19 protein-coding genes are annotated in these 17,886 nt (G+C 71.1%); 9 read left to right on the top strand and 10 right to left on the bottom strand.

Features of this window, described 5'->3' with window-relative positions; translation table 11 throughout:
• Positions 1 to 45 precede the first annotated feature (45 nt).
• The 5 genes from afsQ1 to ACFYZ8_RS40395 all read left to right on the top strand — a co-directional run bounded on the left by afsQ1 (position 46) and on the right by ACFYZ8_RS40395 (position 3,886).
• Positions 46 to 723, top strand: a complete 678-nt coding sequence (gene afsQ1 / locus ACFYZ8_RS40415; protein WP_037718821.1) for a two-component system response regulator AfsQ1 — start codon at positions 46 to 48, stop codon at positions 721 to 723.
• Positions 720 to 2,297, top strand: a complete 1,578-nt coding sequence (locus ACFYZ8_RS40410; protein ID WP_388541226.1) for an ATP-binding protein — start codon at positions 720 to 722, stop codon at positions 2,295 to 2,297. The genes afsQ1 and ACFYZ8_RS40410 overlap by 4 nt, the downstream gene beginning before the upstream one ends.
• On the top strand, positions 2,297 to 2,947 hold the full coding sequence (locus ACFYZ8_RS40405; protein ID WP_359039615.1) for a hypothetical protein: 651 nt from the start codon (positions 2,297 to 2,299) through the stop codon (positions 2,945 to 2,947). The genes ACFYZ8_RS40410 and ACFYZ8_RS40405 overlap by 1 nt, the downstream gene beginning before the upstream one ends.
• A gap of 93 nt (positions 2,948 to 3,040) precedes the next feature.
• Positions 3,041 to 3,592, top strand: a complete 552-nt coding sequence (locus tag ACFYZ8_RS40400; protein WP_388541224.1) for a VanZ family protein — start codon at positions 3,041 to 3,043, stop codon at positions 3,590 to 3,592.
• Positions 3,593 to 3,685: 93 nt separating this feature from the next.
• Complete coding sequence (locus ACFYZ8_RS40395) at positions 3,686 to 3,886, top strand: PspC domain-containing protein (protein WP_020141249.1); 201 nt, start codon at positions 3,686 to 3,688, stop codon at positions 3,884 to 3,886.
• Positions 3,887 to 3,968: 82 nt separating this feature from the next.
• Here ACFYZ8_RS40395 and ACFYZ8_RS40390 read toward each other — a convergent pair whose 3' ends face one another.
• On the bottom strand, positions 3,969 to 4,331 hold the full coding sequence (locus ACFYZ8_RS40390) for an ATP-binding protein (RefSeq protein WP_359039610.1): 363 nt from the start codon (positions 4,329 to 4,331) through the stop codon (positions 3,969 to 3,971).
• A gap of 138 nt (positions 4,332 to 4,469) precedes the next feature.
• Positions 4,470 to 5,633, bottom strand: a complete 1,164-nt coding sequence (locus ACFYZ8_RS40385; RefSeq protein WP_359039608.1) for an adenosine deaminase — start codon at positions 5,631 to 5,633, stop codon at positions 4,470 to 4,472.
• A 113-nt stretch (positions 5,634 to 5,746) separates the two neighbouring features.
• Here ACFYZ8_RS40385 and ACFYZ8_RS40380 point away from each other — a divergent pair, with 113 nt between their 5' ends.
• Positions 5,747 to 6,502: an alpha/beta hydrolase gene (locus ACFYZ8_RS40380; protein WP_359039606.1), complete on the top strand. Its 756-nt coding sequence runs from the start codon at positions 5,747 to 5,749 to the stop codon at positions 6,500 to 6,502.
• Positions 6,503 to 6,523: 21 nt separating this feature from the next.
• Here ACFYZ8_RS40380 and ACFYZ8_RS40375 read toward each other — a convergent pair whose 3' ends face one another.
• Positions 6,524 to 7,474 carry a LysR substrate-binding domain-containing protein gene (locus tag ACFYZ8_RS40375; protein ID WP_388541220.1) on the bottom strand — a complete coding sequence of 317 codons (951 nt, stop codon included), beginning with the start codon at positions 7,472 to 7,474 and terminating at the stop codon, positions 6,524 to 6,526.
• A gap of 63 nt (positions 7,475 to 7,537) precedes the next feature.
• Here ACFYZ8_RS40375 and ACFYZ8_RS40370 point away from each other — a divergent pair, with 63 nt between their 5' ends.
• Positions 7,538 to 8,806, top strand: a complete 1,269-nt coding sequence (locus ACFYZ8_RS40370; RefSeq protein ID WP_388541218.1) for an MFS transporter — start codon at positions 7,538 to 7,540, stop codon at positions 8,804 to 8,806.
• A 189-nt stretch (positions 8,807 to 8,995) separates the two neighbouring features.
• On the top strand, positions 8,996 to 10,012 hold the full coding sequence (locus tag ACFYZ8_RS40365) for a sigma-70 family RNA polymerase sigma factor (RefSeq protein WP_388541216.1): 1,017 nt from the start codon (positions 8,996 to 8,998) through the stop codon (positions 10,010 to 10,012).
• Here the strand turns inward: ACFYZ8_RS40365 and ACFYZ8_RS40360 are convergent.
• On the bottom strand, positions 9,896 to 10,282 hold the full coding sequence (locus ACFYZ8_RS40360; protein ID WP_388541213.1) for an STAS domain-containing protein: 387 nt from the start codon (positions 10,280 to 10,282) through the stop codon (positions 9,896 to 9,898). The two genes, ACFYZ8_RS40365 and ACFYZ8_RS40360, sit on opposite strands and share 117 nt — an antisense overlap.
• A gap of 133 nt (positions 10,283 to 10,415) precedes the next feature.
• Between ACFYZ8_RS40360 and ACFYZ8_RS40355 the strand changes: the two genes are divergently transcribed.
• Complete coding sequence (locus tag ACFYZ8_RS40355) at positions 10,416 to 11,339, top strand: AEC family transporter (RefSeq protein WP_388541211.1); 924 nt, start codon at positions 10,416 to 10,418, stop codon at positions 11,337 to 11,339.
• On the opposite strand, the gene ACFYZ8_RS40350 is transcribed toward ACFYZ8_RS40355, so the two are convergent.
• From ACFYZ8_RS40350 to ACFYZ8_RS40325, 6 genes are all read right to left on the bottom strand, one after another.
• Positions 11,243 to 11,890, bottom strand: coding sequence for a Uma2 family endonuclease (locus tag ACFYZ8_RS40350; protein ID WP_388541208.1), 648 nt, complete (start codon positions 11,888 to 11,890; stop codon positions 11,243 to 11,245). The two genes, ACFYZ8_RS40355 and ACFYZ8_RS40350, sit on opposite strands and share 97 nt — an antisense overlap.
• Before the next feature lie 96 nt (positions 11,891 to 11,986).
• On the bottom strand, positions 11,987 to 13,264 hold the full coding sequence (locus ACFYZ8_RS40345; protein ID WP_359039592.1) for a thymidine phosphorylase: 1,278 nt from the start codon (positions 13,262 to 13,264) through the stop codon (positions 11,987 to 11,989).
• An 84-nt stretch (positions 13,265 to 13,348) separates the two neighbouring features.
• Complete coding sequence (locus ACFYZ8_RS40340) at positions 13,349 to 13,750, bottom strand: cytidine deaminase (protein WP_388541206.1); 402 nt, start codon at positions 13,748 to 13,750, stop codon at positions 13,349 to 13,351.
• Positions 13,747 to 15,027: an ABC transporter permease gene (locus tag ACFYZ8_RS40335; RefSeq protein ID WP_388541204.1), complete on the bottom strand. Its 1,281-nt coding sequence runs from the start codon at positions 15,025 to 15,027 to the stop codon at positions 13,747 to 13,749. The genes ACFYZ8_RS40340 and ACFYZ8_RS40335 overlap by 4 nt, the downstream gene beginning before the upstream one ends.
• On the bottom strand, positions 15,027 to 16,154 hold the full coding sequence (locus ACFYZ8_RS40330) for an ABC transporter permease (RefSeq protein ID WP_359039586.1): 1,128 nt from the start codon (positions 16,152 to 16,154) through the stop codon (positions 15,027 to 15,029). The genes ACFYZ8_RS40335 and ACFYZ8_RS40330 overlap by 1 nt, the downstream gene beginning before the upstream one ends.
• Positions 16,151 to 17,722, bottom strand: coding sequence for an ABC transporter ATP-binding protein (locus tag ACFYZ8_RS40325; RefSeq protein WP_388541280.1), 1,572 nt, complete (start codon positions 17,720 to 17,722; stop codon positions 16,151 to 16,153). Before ACFYZ8_RS40325 ends, ACFYZ8_RS40330 begins: the two co-directional genes overlap by 4 nt.
• Between the last annotated feature and the right edge of the window lie 164 nt (positions 17,723 to 17,886).

Raw genomic sequence — 17,886 nt, 5'->3', positions numbered from 1 at the left:
CCCCACAGGTCGAACCGCACCCCCTCCATGGGCCAGAATGAGCCCGTGCCTTCCCTGTTGCTGATCGAGGACGACGACGCCATCCGTACGGCCCTGGAGCTGAGCCTCACGCGCCAGGGTCACCGGGTTGCCACCGCTGCCACCGGCGAGGACGGCCTGAAGCTGCTGCGTGAGCAGCGGCCGGACCTGATCGTGCTGGATGTCATGCTGCCCGGCATCGACGGGTTCGAGGTGTGCCGGCGCATCCGGCGCACGGACCAGCTGCCGATCATTCTGCTGACCGCGCGCAACGACGACATCGACATCGTCGTCGGACTGGAGTCCGGCGCCGACGACTATGTCGTCAAGCCGATCCAGGGGCGGGTCCTCGACGCCCGGATCCGGGCCGTGCTGCGGCGCGGGGAACGCGAGTCGACCGACGCGGCGAGCTTCGGCTCCCTGGTCATCGACCGCGCGGCCATGACCGTGACGAAGAACGGCGAGGACCTGCAGCTCACCCCGACCGAGCTCCGGCTGCTCCTGGAGCTGAGCCGGCGGCCCGGCCAGGCGCTGTCCCGCCAGCAGTTGCTGCGGCTCGTGTGGGAGCACGACTACCTCGGCGACTCGCGCCTGGTGGACGCGTGTGTGCAGCGGCTGCGCGCCAAGGTCGAGGACGTGCCGTCGTCCCCGACGCTGATCCGTACCGTGCGGGGCGTGGGTTACCGGCTGGACACGCCTCAGTGACCGAAGCGCAAGGGGGGTTCCGCGACTGGTTCGCGGCTCGCAAGGGTGTGTGGTCACGGCTGCGTTTCACCAGTCTGCGGCTGCGTCTTGTCGTCGTCTTCGGCCTGGTGGCGCTGACGGCCGCCGTGTCGGCGTCCGGGATCGCCTACTGGCTCAACCGGGAGGCGGTGCTCACCCGCGCCCAGGACGCTGTCCTGCGGGACTTCCAGCAGGAGATGCAGAACCGCGCGGGCGCCCTGCCCGAGAACCCCACCCAGGACGAACTCCAGCAGGCGGCCGGGCAGATGGCGGGCAGCAGCCAGCGCTTCAGCGTGCTGCTCGTGTCCTCCGACGCCAACGGCAGGACGGTGTACGGCAATTCGGGCGCCCTGGACGGCTTCACCCTCCAGGACGTGCCGGTGTCGCTGCGCGAGGCGGTGAACGAGAAGCAGGCGGTCGACTCCGCCAACAAGTACGCCTACCACCTGTACTGGCAGCGGACCGTCGACCACGACACCCCGTATCTGGTCGCCGGCACGCGGGTGATCGGCGGCGGTCCTACCGGGTACATGCTCAAGTCCCTTGAGCCGGAGGCCAAGGACCTCAACTCCCTGGCCTGGTCGCTGGGGATCGCCACCGGGCTCGCCCTGATCGGCTCCGCGCTGCTCGCGCAGGCCGCCGCGACGACCGTACTGAAGCCGGTGCACCGGCTCGGGGTCGCCGCCCGGCGGCTCGGCGAGGGGAAGCTGGACACCCGGCTCAGGGTGTCCGGCACCGACGAACTCGCCGACCTCTCGCGGACGTTCAACCACGCGGCCGAGGCGCTGGAGAAGCGGGTCGAGGACATGGCCGCGCGCGACGACGCGTCCCGGCGGTTCGTGGCGGACATGAGCCATGAGCTGCGCACGCCGCTCACCGCGATCACGGCCGTGACGGAGATCCTGGAGGAGGAGCTGGAGGCCGAGTCCGGCTCCATGGACCCGATGATCGAGCCGGCCGTGCGGCTGGTGGTCAGCGAGACCCGCAGGCTCAACGACCTGGTCGAGAACCTGATGGAGGTCACCCGCTTCGACGCGGGCACGGCCCGGCTGGTCCTCGACGACGTCGACGTGGCCGACCAGATCACCGCGTGCATCGACGCGCGGGCGTGGCTGGACGCGGTGGAGCTGGACGCCGAGCGCGGCATCCACGCCCGCCTCGACCCGCGCCGCCTGGACGTGATCCTGGCCAACCTGATCGGCAACGCCCTCAAGCACGGCGGCTCCCCGGTGCGGGTGGCGGTGAGCGCGGCGGACGACGAGGTCGTCATCGGGGTCCGCGACCACGGCCCCGGCATCCCCGAGGACGTGCTCCCCCATGTCTTCGACCGCTTCTACAAGGCCAGTGCCTCCCGCCCGCGCTCCGAGGGCAGCGGCCTCGGCCTCTCGATCGCCCTGGAGAACGCCCACATCCACGGCGGCGGGATCACCGCGGCGAACTCCCCCGACGGGGGTGCCGTCTTCACGCTGCGGCTGCCCCGGGACGCCTCGGAGCTCGCGGAGCAGCTCATGGAGGCCAAGAAGGACGACGCCGGGGCGAAGAAGGGGGAGGCGTGATGCCCGTACAGGGACGCACACCGCGAGCGCACGGGCCGCGCAAGGGGCGGAACGCGCGGCGGCTGCTGGCGCTGCCCCTGCTCGGTCTGCTGGTGGCCGGCTGCGGGATCCGGCCCACCGAGGTGCCCACCGACTTCGGGCCCGCGCCCTCGCGGGTGCGGTGTTCGCTGTCCGAGCCGAACGCCTCGGAGCAGGCCTCGCACGGACTGGCCGTGCAGGTGTTCCTGCTGTGCGGGTCGTCGCTGGTGGCCGTGGACCGCGGGCTCAGGGTCCCGGACGGGACCGCGGACTCCGAGCGGCGGGTGCTGGTCGCGCAGGGGCTCCTCGACCAGCTGGCCGAGACACCGTCGGCGGCCGAGCGGGAGGCCGGGTACCAGACCTATGTGCGCGGCGGCATGACGGTCGGCGGCCCGCGCCCCAAGGACCCCGAGGACGCGCTCCGGCTGAGCACCCCGCCCGCCGAGCTCTCCGACTACGCCCTCGCCCAGCTCGTGTGCACCTTCTCCGACTCGGCCGCCGCCGAGGGGGACGGGTCCGTCGTCCTCGGCGGCCCCGCGAACACACCGCTGCGCCGCTACGACTGCACGGACGAGGTCCGCTCCCAGCCGGCCGGCCACCAGCCGCCGTCGACCGAGGTGACGGGCGGCTGACGCGGGCCCGGCCGTCACGTGTGGCGCAGACCTCACCCAGGTACCTCGGGGTGTTCCGGAACCGATCGTGCCGAGCGCGGCGTCTTGGGGATCGTGCAGCGTCAAGGCTTCGTCGGCGGCAATGCCGCCCTTCGCGTCCGTGTGGCAGGAGGTGCCCTCCTGGTCGCACATCTCGCGTTCGTCGCCTGGTTCACGCTGCGACCGCTGGACGTGCCCTGGGTGGTCCCGGCCAACCTGCACCCGTTCGCGGGCATCCGCGCCGACCTCGCCCTCGGCGGGCAGGTGGCGGCCCGCAGGATCGGTGAGGGGCTCGCGCTCCTGGCCCCGCTCGGTTTCCTGCTTCCGATGGTGCACGGCCGGCTGTGGGCGTCCCCGGTCGGTTCGCTGATCCGCACCTGTGCCGCGGGCGCGCTGATCTCCCTGGGCATAGAGCTGCTCCAGACCGGCGTCCCCGGCCAGGTCGTCGACATCGACTCGCTGTTCCTGAACACCGCGGGCGTGGCCCTCGCGCACCTCGCGGTGGTGCCGGCGGTACGCCACTCGCTCCGCCGCGGGACCGAGCGGCGCCGAGCGGCCGCCGTCCGCCAGGACGAGCCGGCTCAGGGTAGGACCCCGACGATTCCCAGGGTCGGGATCGCACCGTAGAGCGACGCTTTGTGCCGTTCGTCTCCGTAGCGTTGAAGACAGCTGGAAAGGGTCACTCGGACCCGGACCGTCGACGCTCACGAAGGAGCCGCAATGTCCCGCCTCGCCCGCCCCACCAACGGCCGCATGATCGGCGGAGTGTGTGCCGCGCTGGCACGGCGCTTCGGCACCTCCGCGACCACGATGCGCGTGATCTTCCTGGTGTCCTGTCTGCTGCCGGGCCCGCAGTTCCTGCTCTACATCGCGCTGTGGATCCTGTTCCCCTCGGAGGAGAAGGCGCAGACCGCCTGGTGACACCCGCTGCCCATGTACGCCGGTGGGGCGCACCCCGAGACCACGGGGTGCGCCCCACCGGCGCGTGCGAGGAGCGTCTGGCTCAGCCGAGCGGCAGGCCGTTCAGGGCGGTGCCGGCGCCGCCGCCGGGCAGGACCTTGCCGATCGGCAGACCGCCGAGGAGACCGGCGACGGGCGCGGTCGGGCCGTCGGCGAGCACCTTCTGGGCAGCGGGCTGGGCGGCCGCCAGGCCCGCGCCGAGCGCCGGCTGGGCCTGCGCCAGCGCCTCACCGGCACCCGGCAGCGCCTTGGTGACGTTCTCGGTGGGGAGCCCCTGGGAGACGGAGCCGAGCGCCTGGGAGGCGTCCGGGACCGCCGGAGCGGCGTTCGCGGCACCCGCGCCGGCGGCGGCGAAGGCGGCACCGAGGGCGGCGACACCGAGGGTCTTGGCAGCAGACTGCTTCATGAAATGCGTCCTCGAAATGGGTTTACGGGGATGTGAGCGGTCCACGACCGTAAACACGGGAACCCGCTCACCGCAAACATCGAAATGCGGACGGACTGTGAACACCCGCCCGCATTCCGCACCCCGCCATTGCCCCGGTCAGCTCTCCTCGGCCACAGAACCGCTGGTGGAGGCGGTCTGCTGGAACAGCCATTCGGACTTCAGCTCGGCATATCCGGGCTTGACGACGTCATTGATCATCGCGAGTCGTTCATCGAAAGGAATGAACGCTGATTTCATCGCATTGACGGAGAACCACTGCATGTCGTCGAGCGAATAACCGAACGCGTCGACAAGGTGCTCGAATTCCCGGCTCATGCTGGTCCCGGACATCAGCCGGTTGTCGGTGTTCACCGTGGCCCGGAAGTGCAGTCGGCGCAGCAGCCCGATCGGGTGCTCGGCGTACGAGGACGCGGCCCCGGTCTGGAGGTTGGAACTGGGGCACAGCTCCAGCGGGATCCGCTTGTCACGGACGTAGGAGGCGAGCCGGCCGAGCTTGACCGTGCCGTCCTCGTGGACCTGGATGTCGTCGATGATGCGCACGCCGTGCCCGAGCCGGTCGGCGCCGCACCACTGGAGCGCCTGCCAGATGGAGGGCAGCCCGAAGGCCTCACCGGCGTGGATGGTGAAGTGGTTGTTCTCGCGCTTGAGGTACTCGAAGGCGTCGAGGTGCCGGGTGGGCGGGTAACCGGCCTCGGCCCCGGCGATGTCGAATCCCACGACACCCAAGTCCCTGTACCGGTTGGCGAGTTCGGCGATCTCCAGGGCGCGGGCCGCGTGCCGCATGGCGGTGAGCAGGGCGCCGACGCGGATGCGGTGGCCGTTCGCCCTGGCCCGGCGCTCGCCTTCGCGGAAGCCCTCGTTGACGGCCTCGACGACCTCTTCGAGGGTCAGTCCCTTTTCCAGGTGCTGCTCGGGGGCGTACCGCACCTCGGCGTAGACGACGCCGTCCTCGGCGAGGTCCTCGGCGCACTCGGCGGCGACCCGGGTGAGCGCCTCACGGGTCTGCATGACGCCGACGGTGTGCGAGAAGGTCTCCAGGTACCGCTCCAGCGAACCGGAGTCGGCGGCTTCGCGGAACCAGACGCCCAGCCGGTCCGCGTCGCTCTCGGGGAGCTGGGTGTACCCGGTCTCCCGGGCGAGGTCGACGATCGTGCCGGGGCGCAGCCCGCCGTCGAGGTGATCGTGCAGCAGAACCTTGGGTGCCCGGCGGATCTGGTCCTGGCTCGGGGCTTTCCCCATCCGGTCAGTCTGGCTCGTCATCCTGGCACTCTAACTCCTACGCGCGTAGAGCGCCCGCTGTACGAATCCGCCGATACGTAACGGTGACCGCCCCGCCCCGTGTCGTACACCCGCGCTTCTGACACTGTTCTGCCATGGCACAGCAAGCGACGCCGGTGCGCAGCGCCCGACTGGGCAGGACACTCGGCCCGGAGCCGGCGGCGGTGAGCGGGGTGGTGCTGCTCCTCCCGGGCGGCGACGAAACCTCTCTGCGCAGGCCCTCCTCGATGCGACTGCCCTCCGCCGTCAGGGCGTTGGGACGGCGGCTCGCCCGCGCGGGGCACCCTGACGGGCTGGCGGCCCACCTGGTGCACTACCGCTATCGCGGGTGGAACGGCAGCGAGGCGCATCTCGCGCACGACGCGACCTGGGCCGCCGACGAGGTCGTACGGCGCTACGGCGACGTCCCGGTGTCCCTGGTCGGCGTCGACATGGGCGCACGGGCGGCACTGCGCGCGGGTGGGCACGAGGCCGTCAACTCCGTGGTGGCCGTTGCTCCTTGGCTGCCCGAGGAGGATGTGGCGGCCACGCCCGAACCGGTGAAGCAGCTCGTGGGGCGGCGGGTGTTGATCGTGCACGGGACCAACGACGAGCAGACGGACCCCGAGTTGTCGTTCCGGCTCGCGTCCCGGGCGAAGAAGGCGAACCGGGAGGTGTGCCGGTTCGAGGTGCACTCCGACGGACACGGACTGCATCAGTACCGGGCCGAAGTGCATGCGCTCACCGAGGACTTCGTGATGGGGGCGCTGTTCGGGCGGGCGCTGTCGCGGCCGGTGCGGGACGCGCTCGCCGCTCCGCCGCCGCTGGGGCTGCGGATGCCGCTCGCCTCGGGGTTCGGGCGGCGGCGGTAGATCAGGGCAGCGGGTTGCAGATCACGGCAGGAGGTTGCCCCTTCTCGACAGCAGGAACCTCTTGAAGGCGGCCACCGGGGGTGTGTCCGGGTGGCCGTCGAGCCAGGCGACGCCGATCTCGCGGGCCGCCCGAGGGGCCGTGACCGTCAGTTCCACGACTCCTGGGCGGGGGAAGGCCGGGGGCGGCAGGAGGGCGACGCCCAGGCCCGCCGCCACCAGCCCCCGCAACGTCTCCGCCTCCTCGCCCTCGAAGGCGATCCTCGGTTTGAAGCCGGCCTCCTGGCACAGGTCGTCGGTGATGCGGCGCAGGCCGTAGCCGGGTTCCAGGGTGACGAAGGACTCCTCGGCGGCCTCGGCGAGGCGGACGCGCCTGCGGGCCGCGAGGGGGTGGTCGGCGGGGACCACGAGCCGCAGCTTCTGCTCGTCGAGGCGCCGGGCGACGAGGTCGGGGGCGTCCGGCACCGGGGAGGTCAGGCACAGGTCCAGCTCGCCCGCGCGCAGCCGCTCGATCATCGCCTCGCCGTAGTTCTGGACCAGGCTGAAGCGGACCCGCGGATGGTCGGCACGGAAGGCGCGGATCAGGCCCGGGACCGTCTCCGAGCCCATGGTGTGGAGGAACCCGAAGGCGACCTTGCCGGTGGCCGGGTCGGCGTCGGCACGGACCTCGTCGGCGGCCCGCCGGATCTCGGCGAGGGCGCGTTCGACGGAGCCGAGGAAGGTGCGGCCGGCGGGGGTGAGGGAGACCGTGCGGCCGATGCGCGCGAAGAGGTCGACGCCGAGGTCCTGTTCCAGGCGGACCATGGCCCGCGAGAGCGTCGACTGGGGTACGTCCATCTCCTGGGCGGCGCGGGTGACGTGCTCGGTGCGGGCGACCCCGGCGAAGTGGGCGAGCCGCGGGGCCAGCAACATCACCATGTCTTCTGTGTCACTGGATGGTGACAGGCGCGGCTGTGACCTCTGCTGATGCTCCATGGGAACGATTATGGCGAATCCATGCATTGGACGGATGAGAGGGGGCGTACGTAACTTCGAGGCATGCCTGCCAGTACCGAGGCGTCCACCCGCGTGGGCGCCGTATCCCCCGCTCCTGTCGCCGTCGATTCCCGTCTGACCCCGGGCGGCCCCGGTTACCGCCGGATGAGCTTCGCCCTCTTCCTCGCCGGTGTCGCGACCTTCGCGCTGCTGTACTCCACGCAAGCCCTCCTCCCGCTGATCTCGGGCGAGTTCGGGGTCGCGGCGAGCGAGGCGAGCTGGACGGTGGCGGCCGCGACCGGCGGGCTCGCGCTGTTCGTGCTGCCGATGAGCGCCCTCTCCGAGCGCTTCGGACGCCGTACGGTCATGACGGCCTCGCTGGCGGTCGCGGTGACGGTCGGGATCCTGGTCCCCTTCGCGCCCTCGCTGCCCGCGCTGGTCGTGCTGCGGGCGGTACAGGGTGCGGCCCTGGCCGGGCTGCCGGCCTCCGCGACGGCGTACCTCGCCGAGGAGGTCCGCCCGAAGGCGCTGGTCACGGCAATCGGCCTGTTCGTCGCCGGCAACAGCGTCGGCGGGATGAGCGGCCGGGTCATCACCGGCTGGGTCGCGCAGGAGTGGGGCTGGCGGGTGGCCGTCGGTGTGATCGGCGCGATCGCGGTGGCCTGCGCGGTGGCGTTCCGCCTGCTGCTCCCGGCGCCGAAGCACTTCGTGGCGGGCTCGCTGCGGCCGCGGGTGCTGCTCGGCACGGTGCGTGAGCACCTGGGTGATCCGCTGCTGCGCCGCCTGTACGCCATCGGCGCGCTGTTCATGACGGTGTTCGGCGGCGTGTACACGGTGATCGGCTACCGGCTGACCGAGGCCCCCTTCTCGCTCCCCCAGGGCATCATCGGCTCGATCTTCCTGGTCTACCTGGTGGGCACGGTGTCCGCGTCGACGGCGGGCCGGCTGGTCGGCCGCCTGGGCCGCCGGGGCGCGCTGTACGCGGCGGGCGGTACGACGGCGGCCGGACTGCTGCTCTCCCTCTCCGGCTCCCTGTGGCTGGTCCTGCTGGGCCTGGTCCTGATCACCGGCGGGTTCTTCGCGGGGCACGCGGTGGCGTCCTCGGCGGTCAGCAAGACGGCCACCCACGGCCGCGCCCAGGCCTCGGCGCTCTACCAGTCCGCCTACTACATCGGCTCCAGCGCGGGCAGCACGATCGGCGCGCTCGCCTTCCACTCGGGCGGCTGGGCCGGGACGGTCGGGGTCGGACTCCTGGCGGTGCTCGGCGTGGTGTCGATCACCGTCCTCGGGACACGCGCGGCTCGGGCCCAGCAGCGGCTCGCGACGGCCTGAGCCGTGCGTTTGCTTCCCCCCGGTCGAGGTCGGTCGACCGGGGGGATCGGACTGTCCGGAGGGTTTGCTTCACACGGCCCCCCACCTGCGTGTTCGTCCGCTCCAGGGGCCGTTGTCAGTGGGCTGCGGTAGTTTCCGAGTACTGGGCGCAAAGGCGCGACACAGCACGGCCACAGGGGTGGGTGGACGATGACGGACGCTACGGCTACGACGACAGACCTCGACGTCAGGCTCGAGAAACACCGCACGGAGCTGACGGGGTACTGCTACCGCATGCTCGGTTCCTCCTTCGAGGCCGAGGACGCGGTGCAGGACACGATGGTGCGGGCCTGGCGGAGCTACGACAAGTTCGAGGGCCGTTCCAGCCTCCGCTCCTGGCTGTACCGCATCGCGACCAACGTCTGCCTGGACATGCTGACGGCGGGCAACAAGCGCGCCCGCCCCATGGACCTTACCGAGTCGACGCCCCTCGCCCAGGCCGCCCTCTCCCCCCGCCCCGACCACACCTGGCTGGAGCCGATGCCGGACAGCCGCATCCTGCCGACCGTCGAGGACCCGGCGGAGGCGGCGGTCGCCAAGGAGACCGTGCGGCTCGCTTTCATGGCCGCCCTCCAGCAACTGCCGCCCAAGCAGCGCGCGGTGCTGATCCTGCGTGAGGTGCTGGCCTGGAAGGCGAGCGAGGTCGCCGAGCTGCTCGACACCTCCGTCGCCTCGGTCAACAGCGCCCTCCAGCGGGCCCGTGCCACCCTCGCCGAGCGGGAGGAGCACGGCGCCGACGCGGCCGTGTCGGACCCGCTGGACGAGGAGCAGCAAAAGCTCCTGGAGCGCTATGTGAAGGCGTTCGAGGGGTACGACATGACGGCGCTGACGGCCCTCCTGCACGAGGACGCCATCATGACGATGCCGCCGTTCGACCTGTGGCTGACGGGCCATGACGACATCACGGGCTTCATGACGACCCTGGGCTCGGCCTGCGAGGGCTCCCGCCTGGTGCCGGTGCAGGTCAACGGCCTGCCGGGGTTCGCCCAGTACAAGCCGGATCCGGAGAAGGGCGGCTTCGCCCCGTGGGCGGTCCAGGTGCTGGAGATCTCAGACGGCCGGCTCACCGGGTTCCACTTCTTCCTGGACACCCAGCGCTGGTTCCCGCTGTTCGGTCTGCCCCTCCACCTCGAAGCGGAGGCCGACGAGGTCAAGGAGGGCCTGTAGCGCGGGGTCGGGGTCGCGGAGTCTGATCCAGCCCCCGGCGCGCCGGGCCGCGAGCTGGAGCCGGGCGAGGAGATCGACGGTGCCGAGCCCCGGTGGTCCGAGCCCGGCGACATCGCACACCACGACTTCGGCCCGGGTCGTGCGCAGCAGCGCCCGGACCTCGTCGCTCAGCCCCGTCACCTCGTCCCGGGTGACGGGGCCGGCCAGCACGAGTACAGCGGGTGTCATGGCGTCCACGATCGGTAGACCTGGTAGGCGGGCGTAACTCATCGGCCGATGCCCCCTCCGCGCGGGCAGGATCACGTTGACCTGCGTGCCCTCTTCCCCCGAGGGTTACCTGTATGCGCCACCCATCAGCACCTCCCTGGATACGCCACGCCCTCCTCACCCTCGGGGGGTCTCCGTGCAGGGAGTGCTGACCGGTTTCGCGGTCATCGCGGTGGTCATCGGGGTCGGCTATCTCATCGGTCTGCGCGGCTACCTCGGCGACCAGGGCCGTGAGGTCCTGACCAAGCTCGCCTTCCATGTGGCGTCCCCGGCCCTGCTGTTCACCACGCTGGCCCGGACCGACCTGTCGGTGATCTTCTCCAGCCGCCTGCTGGTGACGGCGCTGAGCACGGCAGCGGCGGCGGGCGTCTTCGTGGCGGTGGGTGTCGTGCGGGGCTGGGGAGTCGGCCGTACGACGATCGGAGCGCTGTGCTCCTCCTACGTCAACTCCGGCAACCTCGGCATCCCGATCGCGGTGTACGTCCTGGGCGACGCCTCGCTCGTCGCGCCGGTGCTGCTGTTCCAGCTGGTGGGGGTGACCCCGGTCGCGCTGACGGTCCTGGACATGACGTCGGGCGAGGGCGAGAAGGGCCCGCTGTGGCGACGACTGCTCACCCCGCTGCGCAATCCGATCGCGCTGGGTTCGCTGGCCGGTGTGGCGGTCTCGGCGGCCGGTCTGAAGGTCCCGGCTCCCGTCATGGACCCCCTGACCCTGATCGGCGGCATGTCGGTCCCGGCGGTGCTGCTCGCCTTCGGCATCTCCCTGTGCGGCAGCACGATGCCGGGGCGCGGGCCGGAACGGCAGCTCGTCCTGCTCTCGGTCGCGCTCAAGTCGGTGGGCCAGCCGGCAGCGGCCTGGGCGCTGGCGGTCGGCGTCTTCGGCCTCCACGGAGCGCAACTCCTCGACGTGGTGGTGACCTCGGCCCTGCCGGCCGCGCAGAACCTCTACACCTACGCGTCGACCTACGGCGTGGGCGAACGCCTGGCCCGCGACTCGATCCTGGTGTCGACGGTGGTGTCGGTGCCGGTCCTGGTGGTTGTCGCGGCGCTGTTGGGGTGAGCGAATTCTCCGATGTCGAGGGAGAGGGCGAACGGCTCGGGGAGGATGACCGAGTCACCGGACTTGCCGGCGCGGAGGACGCGGTAGGCACCGTCCCGTGGTTCCCCGTACAGCGTGACGGTGGGTCCGCCCGGGGCCAGGCGGTCGACGAGGAGGTAGAGCGGGACACCGGCATGGGCATAGCCGGCGGCCTTCGTCGTCCGGTCGTGATGCGCGGTGGACTCCGAGGTGATCTCCACGACGAGTCCGGCAGCCCCGGCGGGCACCGGCTCGTCGCCCGCGCGCAGCGCCTTCTGGGGGACTACAGCGAGGTCGGGGACGTAGAGCCCGAGCCGGGACGGCACAGCCATGCCCAGCCACTGGTAGATGCCCCAGCCTGCTGGGATCACGTCGTACAGGCGCCGCTGCATGCGCTCCACGATGCCGTGGTGAGTCCCGGACGAGTAGGGCGTCACCGTGATCAGCCCCGCGAGGATCTCCACACGGCAGCCCTTGGGTACGTCCGTCCGCCGCCAGACCCAGACCAGTTCGTCCCACTCGGTGTCGGCCATGAGTAGTCGCCTTCGAGCGCATCCATGGGGGCAGCCAACACGCCGAACGGGGTCGGCGCTGGTTCACCGACCCCGTTCACCCGAAAGAACTCGCGCTCAGGCGATCCGCTCCAGCACCACCGGCGACGCCGAGAAGTCCGCCCCCGCCGCCCCGATGTCGTAGGAACCCCCGATCGCCTCCAGCGCGTACGCGAAGCGCTCCGGGGTGTCCGTGTGGAGGGTCAGCAGGGGCTGGCCCTCGGTGACCGTGTCGCCGGGCTTGGCGTGCAGTTCCACGCCCGCGCCCGCCTGCACCGGGTCCTCCTTGCGGGCGCGGCCCGCGCCGAGGCGCCAGGCGGCGACGCCGATGCCGTAGGCGTCGAGGCGGGTCAGGACGCCCGAGGACGGGGCCTTGATCACGTGCTGCTCGCGGGCCACCGGCAGCTCCGCGTCCGGGTCGCCGCCCTGCGCCGCGATCATCCGGCGCCACACATCCATCGCCGAGCCGTCGGCCAGCGCCTTCGCCGGGTCTGCGTCGCGCACGCCCGCCGCGTCGAGCATCTCGCGGGCCAGGGCGAGGGTCAGCTCCACGACGTCCGAGGGGCCGCCGCCGGCCAGGACCTCCACCGACTCGCGGACTTCGAGGGCGTTGCCGGCCGTGAGGCCGAGCGGGGTCGACATGTCCGTCAGGAGTGCGACCGTCTTCACCCCGTGGTCCGTACCCAGGCCCACCATCGTCGAGGCCAGTTCCCGCGCGTCCTCGATCGTCTTCATGAAGGCACCGGTGCCCACCTTCACGTCCAGGACCAGCGAGCCCGTCCCCTCCGCGATCTTCTTCGACATGATCGAGGAGGCGATCAGCGGGATCGCCTCGACCGTGCCGGTGACGTCACGCAGGGCGTACAGCTTCTTGTCGGCGGGGGCCAGTCCGTCGCCCGCCGCGCAGATCACCGCGCCGGTGGTGTCGAGGACGTTCAGCATCTCCTCGTTGGACAGCAGCGCGCGCCAGCCGGGGATCGACTCCAGCTTGTCCAGCGTGCCGCCGGTGTGGCCGAGGCCGCGGCCCGAGAGCTGGGGGACGGCCGCGCCGCAGGCCGCCACCAGGGGCGCCAGCGGGAGCGTGATCTTGTCGCCGACGCCGCCCGTGGAGTGCTTGTCGGCCGTCGGGCGGGACAGGGACGAGAAGTCCATGCGCTCGCCGGAGGCGATCATCGCGGCGGTCCAGCGGGCGATCTCGCGGCGGTTCATGCCGTTGAGCAGGATCGCCATGGCGAGCGCGGACATCTGCTCGTCGGCGACCTCCCCGCGGGTGTACGCGTCGATGACCCAGTCGATCTGCTCGTCGCTGAGTTCACCGCGGTCCCGCTTGGTGCGGATGACGGAGATGGCGTCCATGGCTGTGGCTTTCCTTCCGAACGTTCAAAGCGACGGCCCCTCCGAGCCGTAGAGGATCATCAACTCGGAGGGGCCGCGCGGGAGTTACTTGGTGAGATGCCCCGGCCCGAAGGCCTGCGGGAGCATCTCGGACAGCGGCAGGATGCCCGCCGGGGTCTCCATGACGAGGTCGGGGCCGCCGAACTCGTACAGCAGCTGGCGGCAGCGGCCGCACGGGACGAGGACCTCGCCCTTGCCGTCCACACAGGTGAAGTGCGTGAGGCGGCCGCCCCCGGTGTTCTGCAGCTCCGAGACCAGACCGCACTCGGCGCACAGGCCGACGCCGTAGGAGGCGTTCTCGACGTTGCAGCCGGTGATCGTGCGGCCGTCGTCGACCAGGGCGGCCACGCCGACCGGGTAGCGGGAGTACGGGGCGTACGCCCGGGACATGGCGGCTCGGGCCGCGGCCCGCAGTGCCTCCCAGTCGACCCCGCCGGGGGATGTCACTTGCCCTGTCCCTTCCGGTAGCGCATGCCGTCCGCCTTGGGCATCCGCAGGCGCTGCGCGGACAGCGACAGCACGAGCAGGGTGACGACGTACGGGGTGGCGCCCACGAAGTCGCTGGGGACCTCGTCGGTGAACAGGTACCAGACCAGGACGCCCGCGGCCACCAGGAGGCTGATGCCGCCCTGCCAGTGCGCCTTCTTGTACAGCTTCCAGCCGGCCATCGCCAGCAGCAGCACGAACAGCAGGAGCAGCAGCGCGTGGACGGTCTCGCCGCCGTTGCGCAGCTGGAGCGCGTCGGAGTAGCCGAACAGGCCCGCGCCCATGGCGAGGCCGCCGGGACGCCAGTTGCCGAAGATCATGGCGGCGAGACCGATGTAACCGCGGCCGCCGGTCTGGCCTTCGAGGTAGGTGTGCGAGGTGACCAGGGCCAGGAAGGCGCCGCCGAGGCCGGCGAGGCCGCCGGAGACGGCCACGGCCATGTACTTGTACTTGTAGACGTTGACACCGAGGGACTCGGCGGCGATCGGGTTCTCACCGCAGGAGCGCAGCCGCAGACCGAACGGGGTGCGCCACAGCAGCCACCAGCTGCCGACGAACAGCACGACCGCGAGGACCGTCACCACGGACAGGTTGGTGACCAGACCGCCGAGGATGCCGGCGATGTCGGAGATCAGGAACCAGTGGTGGTTCTCGATGGAGTGCAGGCCGCTGGACAGGCCCGGCACGTCGAAGTTGGGCAGGGAGTCCACGGGCGGGGACTGCTTGGGGTTGCCGCCCTCGGCCGCCGCCTTGCCGTCCACGAAGAACAGCTTGGCGAGGTACTGGGTGGTGCCGAGCGCGAGCAGGTTGATCGCGACACCGGAGACGATGTGGTCGACGCCGAAGGTGACGGTCGCGACCGCGTGCAGCAGGCCGCCGAGGACGCCGAAGCCGACGCCGCACAGCAGGCCGAGCCAGGGGCTGGACTGCCAGCCGATCCAGCCGGCGCCGAAGGTGCCGAGGATCATCATGCCCTCGAGGCCGATGTTGACCACGCCGGACCGCTCCGACCACAGACCGGCCAGACCCGCGAGGCCGATCGGCACGGCGAGGCTGAGCGCGGCGGAGACCTGGCCGTCGGAGGTGAGCTGGTCGGAGCCGGAGATGACGCGGACCGCGGCGATGAGCAGCAGCGCGCCGGCGACGATCATCAGGATCTGGCCGAGCGAGCGGCCCGACCGGGTGGTGTCCGCCTTGGGTGCCGCGGGGGGCGGCGTGTCGGTCATCGTGGCAGTCATCACGCCACCTCCTGCTTCTGGGTCGGGGCTGCGGCCTGGGCGGCGAGCTCGGCGCCGACCCGCTGCTGCTGGCGCTTGAGTCCGTAACGGCGTACGACCTCGTAGGCGATGACGACGCACAGGACGATGACGCCCTGGATCACGCCGAGGATCTCCTTGTCGTAGCCCTCGAACTCCAGGTGGTTGGTGGTGCGCTCCAGGAAGCCCCACAGCAGGGCGCCCAGCGCGATGCCGACCGGGTTGTTGCGGCCGAGCAGGGCGATGGCGATACCGGTGAAGCCGATGCCCACGGGGAAGTCGTTGCTGAACTGGTGGCTGTCGTTGAGCAGGGTCGGCATGCCGATCAGACCGGCCACCGCGCCCGAGATCACCATGCTGGTGGCAACCATCTTCTTCACCGAGACACCGCTCGCGGCGGCGGCGGACTCGGACTGGCCGACGGTGCGCAGGTCGAAGCCGAACCGGGTGCGGCCGAGCACGAACCAGTACGCGACGCCGACGAGTACGGCGATGACGATGAAGCCCCACAGTTCGCCCGCGGCGCCGGTGTCGATCTGGAAGAAGTACGAGGACTCCGGCAGCGGCTTGGTGGAGACGACCGTGCCGCCGGCCTGGAGCTCGGCGAGCTTTCCGGGCTGGAGCAGGTAGGCGATGATCGCGGTGGCGATGGAGTTCAGCATGATCGTCGAGATGACCTCGCTGACTCCGCGCGTCACCTTGAGGATGCCCGCGATGGCCGCCCACACGGCGCCGGTGCCCATGGCGCACAGGATGATCAGCGGGATGGAGATCCAGCCCGGCGTGGTCAGCGCGCCGCCGAGGACGGCGGCGAAGAACGCGGCGATGCGGTACTGGCCGTCGACACCGATGTTGAACAGGTTCATCCGGAAGCCGATGGCCACCGAGACGCCCGCCAGGTAGTACGTCGTCGCCTTGTTGAGGATGTAGACCTGGCTGTCGCTGGCGGAGCCGTAGGTCAGCATGTCGCTGAACGCGGCACCCGGGTTCTTGCCGGTGGCGAGGATCACCAGGGTGGTGACGACGAGCGCGGCGACGACCGCGAGCAGCGGGGCCGCGATGCCGAGGAGCAGCCGCTCCTTGTCGATGCGTTGGGTCAGCTTGTTCATCGGGCGTCGTCCTCGTCGTCCTCGGCGGAGACCGCTGCGGAGGCCTCTGCGGAGCCCTCTGCGTGCTCCAGGTGGCCGGTGACCGCACCGGTCATGGCGGAGCCCAGCTCCTCGGGGGTGATGGTGGCGGGGTCGGCGTCGGCGACCAGTCGGCCGCGGTACATCACCCGCAGGGTGTCGGACAGGCCGATGAGCTCGTCCAGGTCGGCGGAGATCAGCAGCACGGCGAGGCCCTCGCGGCGGGCCTCGCGGATGTGGTCCCAGATCGCGGCCTGCGCGCCGACGTCCACACCGCGGGTGGGGTGGGCGGCGATGAGCAGCTTGGGCGCGTGGCTCATCTCGCGGCCGACGATCAACTTCTGCTGGTTGCCGCCCGAGAGGGAGGCCGCGGTGACGTCGATGCCCGGGGTGCGGACGTCGTACGCCTGGATGATGCGCTCGGTGTCGGTGCGGGAGGCCTTGATGTCGAGGAGCTGGCCGCGGGAGTTGGGCTTCTCGGTGACGTGGCCGAGGATGCGGTTCTCCCACAGCGGGGCCTCGAGGAGCAGGCCGTGGCGGTGCCGGTCCTCGGGGATGTAGCCGACGCCGGCCTCGCGGCGGCGGCGGGTGGGGACGTGGGAGATGTCGGTGCCGTCGAGGGCGATCGTGCCGGCGTTCAGGGCACGGATGCCCATGATGGCCTCGACCAGTTCGGACTGGCCGTTGCCCTCCACGCCGGCGATGCCGAGGACCTCGCCCTTGTGGATGGTGAAGGAGATGTCGTCGAGGATGATCCGCTCGACGCCGTCGAGGTCGGTCTGGGCCAGGCGCAGGCCGTCCAGCTTCAGCAGCGGGACGTCGGTGACCGTGGACTCCTCGGTCTCCGGGGTGGGCAGTTCGCTGCCGACCATCAGCTCGGCGAGCTGCTTGGTCGTGGTGCCGGCCGGCTCCACCGTGCCGACGGTGGTGCCGCGGCGGATGACGGTGATCTCGTCGGCCACGGAGAGGACTTCACCCAGCTTGTGCGAGATGAAGATGACCGTGAGGCCTTCCGCCTTCAGCTCCCGCAGGTTGTCGAAGAGGGCGTCGACCTCCTGCGGCACGAGGACGGCGGTGGGCTCGTCGAGGATCAGGGTCTTGGCGCCGCGGTAGAGGACCTTGAGGATCTCCACGCGCTGGCGGTCGGCGACGCCGAGCTCTTCCAGCAGGACATCGGGGCGGACGTTCAGGCTGTACGCGTCGGAGATCTCCCTGATCTTCGCGCGGGCCTTGGCGCCGATGCCGTACAGCTTCTCCGCGCCCAGGACGACGTTCTCCAGGACGGTGAGGTTGTCGGCGAGCATGAAGTGCTGGTGCACCATGCCGATGCCGCGGGCGATGGCGTCGGCGGGGGTGTGGAAGGTGACCGTCTCGCCGTTCACCGTGATGGTGCCCTCGTCCGGCTGCTGCATGCCGTAGAGGATCTTCATCAGGGTGGACTTGCCGGCACCGTTCTCACCGCACAGGGCGTGCACGGTGCCCGTGCGGACGGTGATGTCGATGTCCTTGTTGGCGACGACGCCGGGGAATCGCTTGGTGATGCCGCGCAGTTCGACGGCAGCGGGAGGGCTGGACGCGTTGATGGCGCACTCTCCTCGGGGAAAAGGGGCTGCGTAGGGGAGGGCAGGCGTCGGCGACGCTGGGGCCTGTCCGGGGGACCATGCCGGTGTCACGGGGGGCACGTGCGCAGACAAGGTACCGCTGCTTGGTGCCG

This window comes from Streptomyces sp. NPDC001668 (genome assembly GCF_042893155.1).
In the GTDB taxonomy this organism is placed as follows: domain Bacteria; phylum Actinomycetota; class Actinomycetes; order Streptomycetales; family Streptomycetaceae; genus Streptomyces.
This window is presented reverse-complemented; position numbering and strand designations above follow the sequence as displayed.

What these genes read in the sequence shown, in the direction of transcription:
- ACFYZ8_RS40375 (WP_388541220.1), bottom strand. Translation starts at nt 7,474, where the DNA reads ATGGAGCATCAGCAGAGGTCACAGCCGCGCCTGTCACCATCCAGTGAC.
- ACFYZ8_RS40370 (WP_388541218.1), top strand. Translation starts at nt 7,538, where the DNA reads ATGCCTGCCAGTACCGAGGCGTCCACCCGCGTGGGCGCCGTATCCCCC.
- ACFYZ8_RS40350 (WP_388541208.1), bottom strand. Translation starts at nt 11,890, where the DNA reads ATGGCCGACACCGAGTGGGACGAACTGGTCTGGGTCTGGCGGCGGACG.
- ACFYZ8_RS40345 (WP_359039592.1), bottom strand. Translation starts at nt 13,264, where the DNA reads ATGGACGCCATCTCCGTCATCCGCACCAAGCGGGACCGCGGTGAACTC.
- ACFYZ8_RS40360 (WP_388541213.1), bottom strand. Translation starts at nt 10,282, where the DNA reads ATGAGTTACGCCCGCCTACCAGGTCTACCGATCGTGGACGCCATGACA.
- ACFYZ8_RS40405 (WP_359039615.1), top strand. Translation starts at nt 2,297, where the DNA reads ATGCCCGTACAGGGACGCACACCGCGAGCGCACGGGCCGCGCAAGGGG.
- ACFYZ8_RS40395 (WP_020141249.1), top strand. Translation starts at nt 3,686, where the DNA reads ATGTCCCGCCTCGCCCGCCCCACCAACGGCCGCATGATCGGCGGAGTG.
- ACFYZ8_RS40330 (WP_359039586.1), bottom strand. Translation starts at nt 16,154, where the DNA reads ATGAACAAGCTGACCCAACGCATCGACAAGGAGCGGCTGCTCCTCGGC.
- ACFYZ8_RS40335 (WP_388541204.1), bottom strand. Translation starts at nt 15,027, where the DNA reads ATGACTGCCACGATGACCGACACGCCGCCCCCCGCGGCACCCAAGGCG.
- ACFYZ8_RS40385 (WP_359039608.1), bottom strand. Translation starts at nt 5,633, where the DNA reads ATGACGAGCCAGACTGACCGGATGGGGAAAGCCCCGAGCCAGGACCAG.
- ACFYZ8_RS40365 (WP_388541216.1), top strand. Translation starts at nt 8,996, where the DNA reads ATGACGGACGCTACGGCTACGACGACAGACCTCGACGTCAGGCTCGAG.
- ACFYZ8_RS40380 (WP_359039606.1), top strand. Translation starts at nt 5,747, where the DNA reads ATGGCACAGCAAGCGACGCCGGTGCGCAGCGCCCGACTGGGCAGGACA.
- ACFYZ8_RS40390 (WP_359039610.1), bottom strand. Translation starts at nt 4,331, where the DNA reads ATGAAGCAGTCTGCTGCCAAGACCCTCGGTGTCGCCGCCCTCGGTGCC.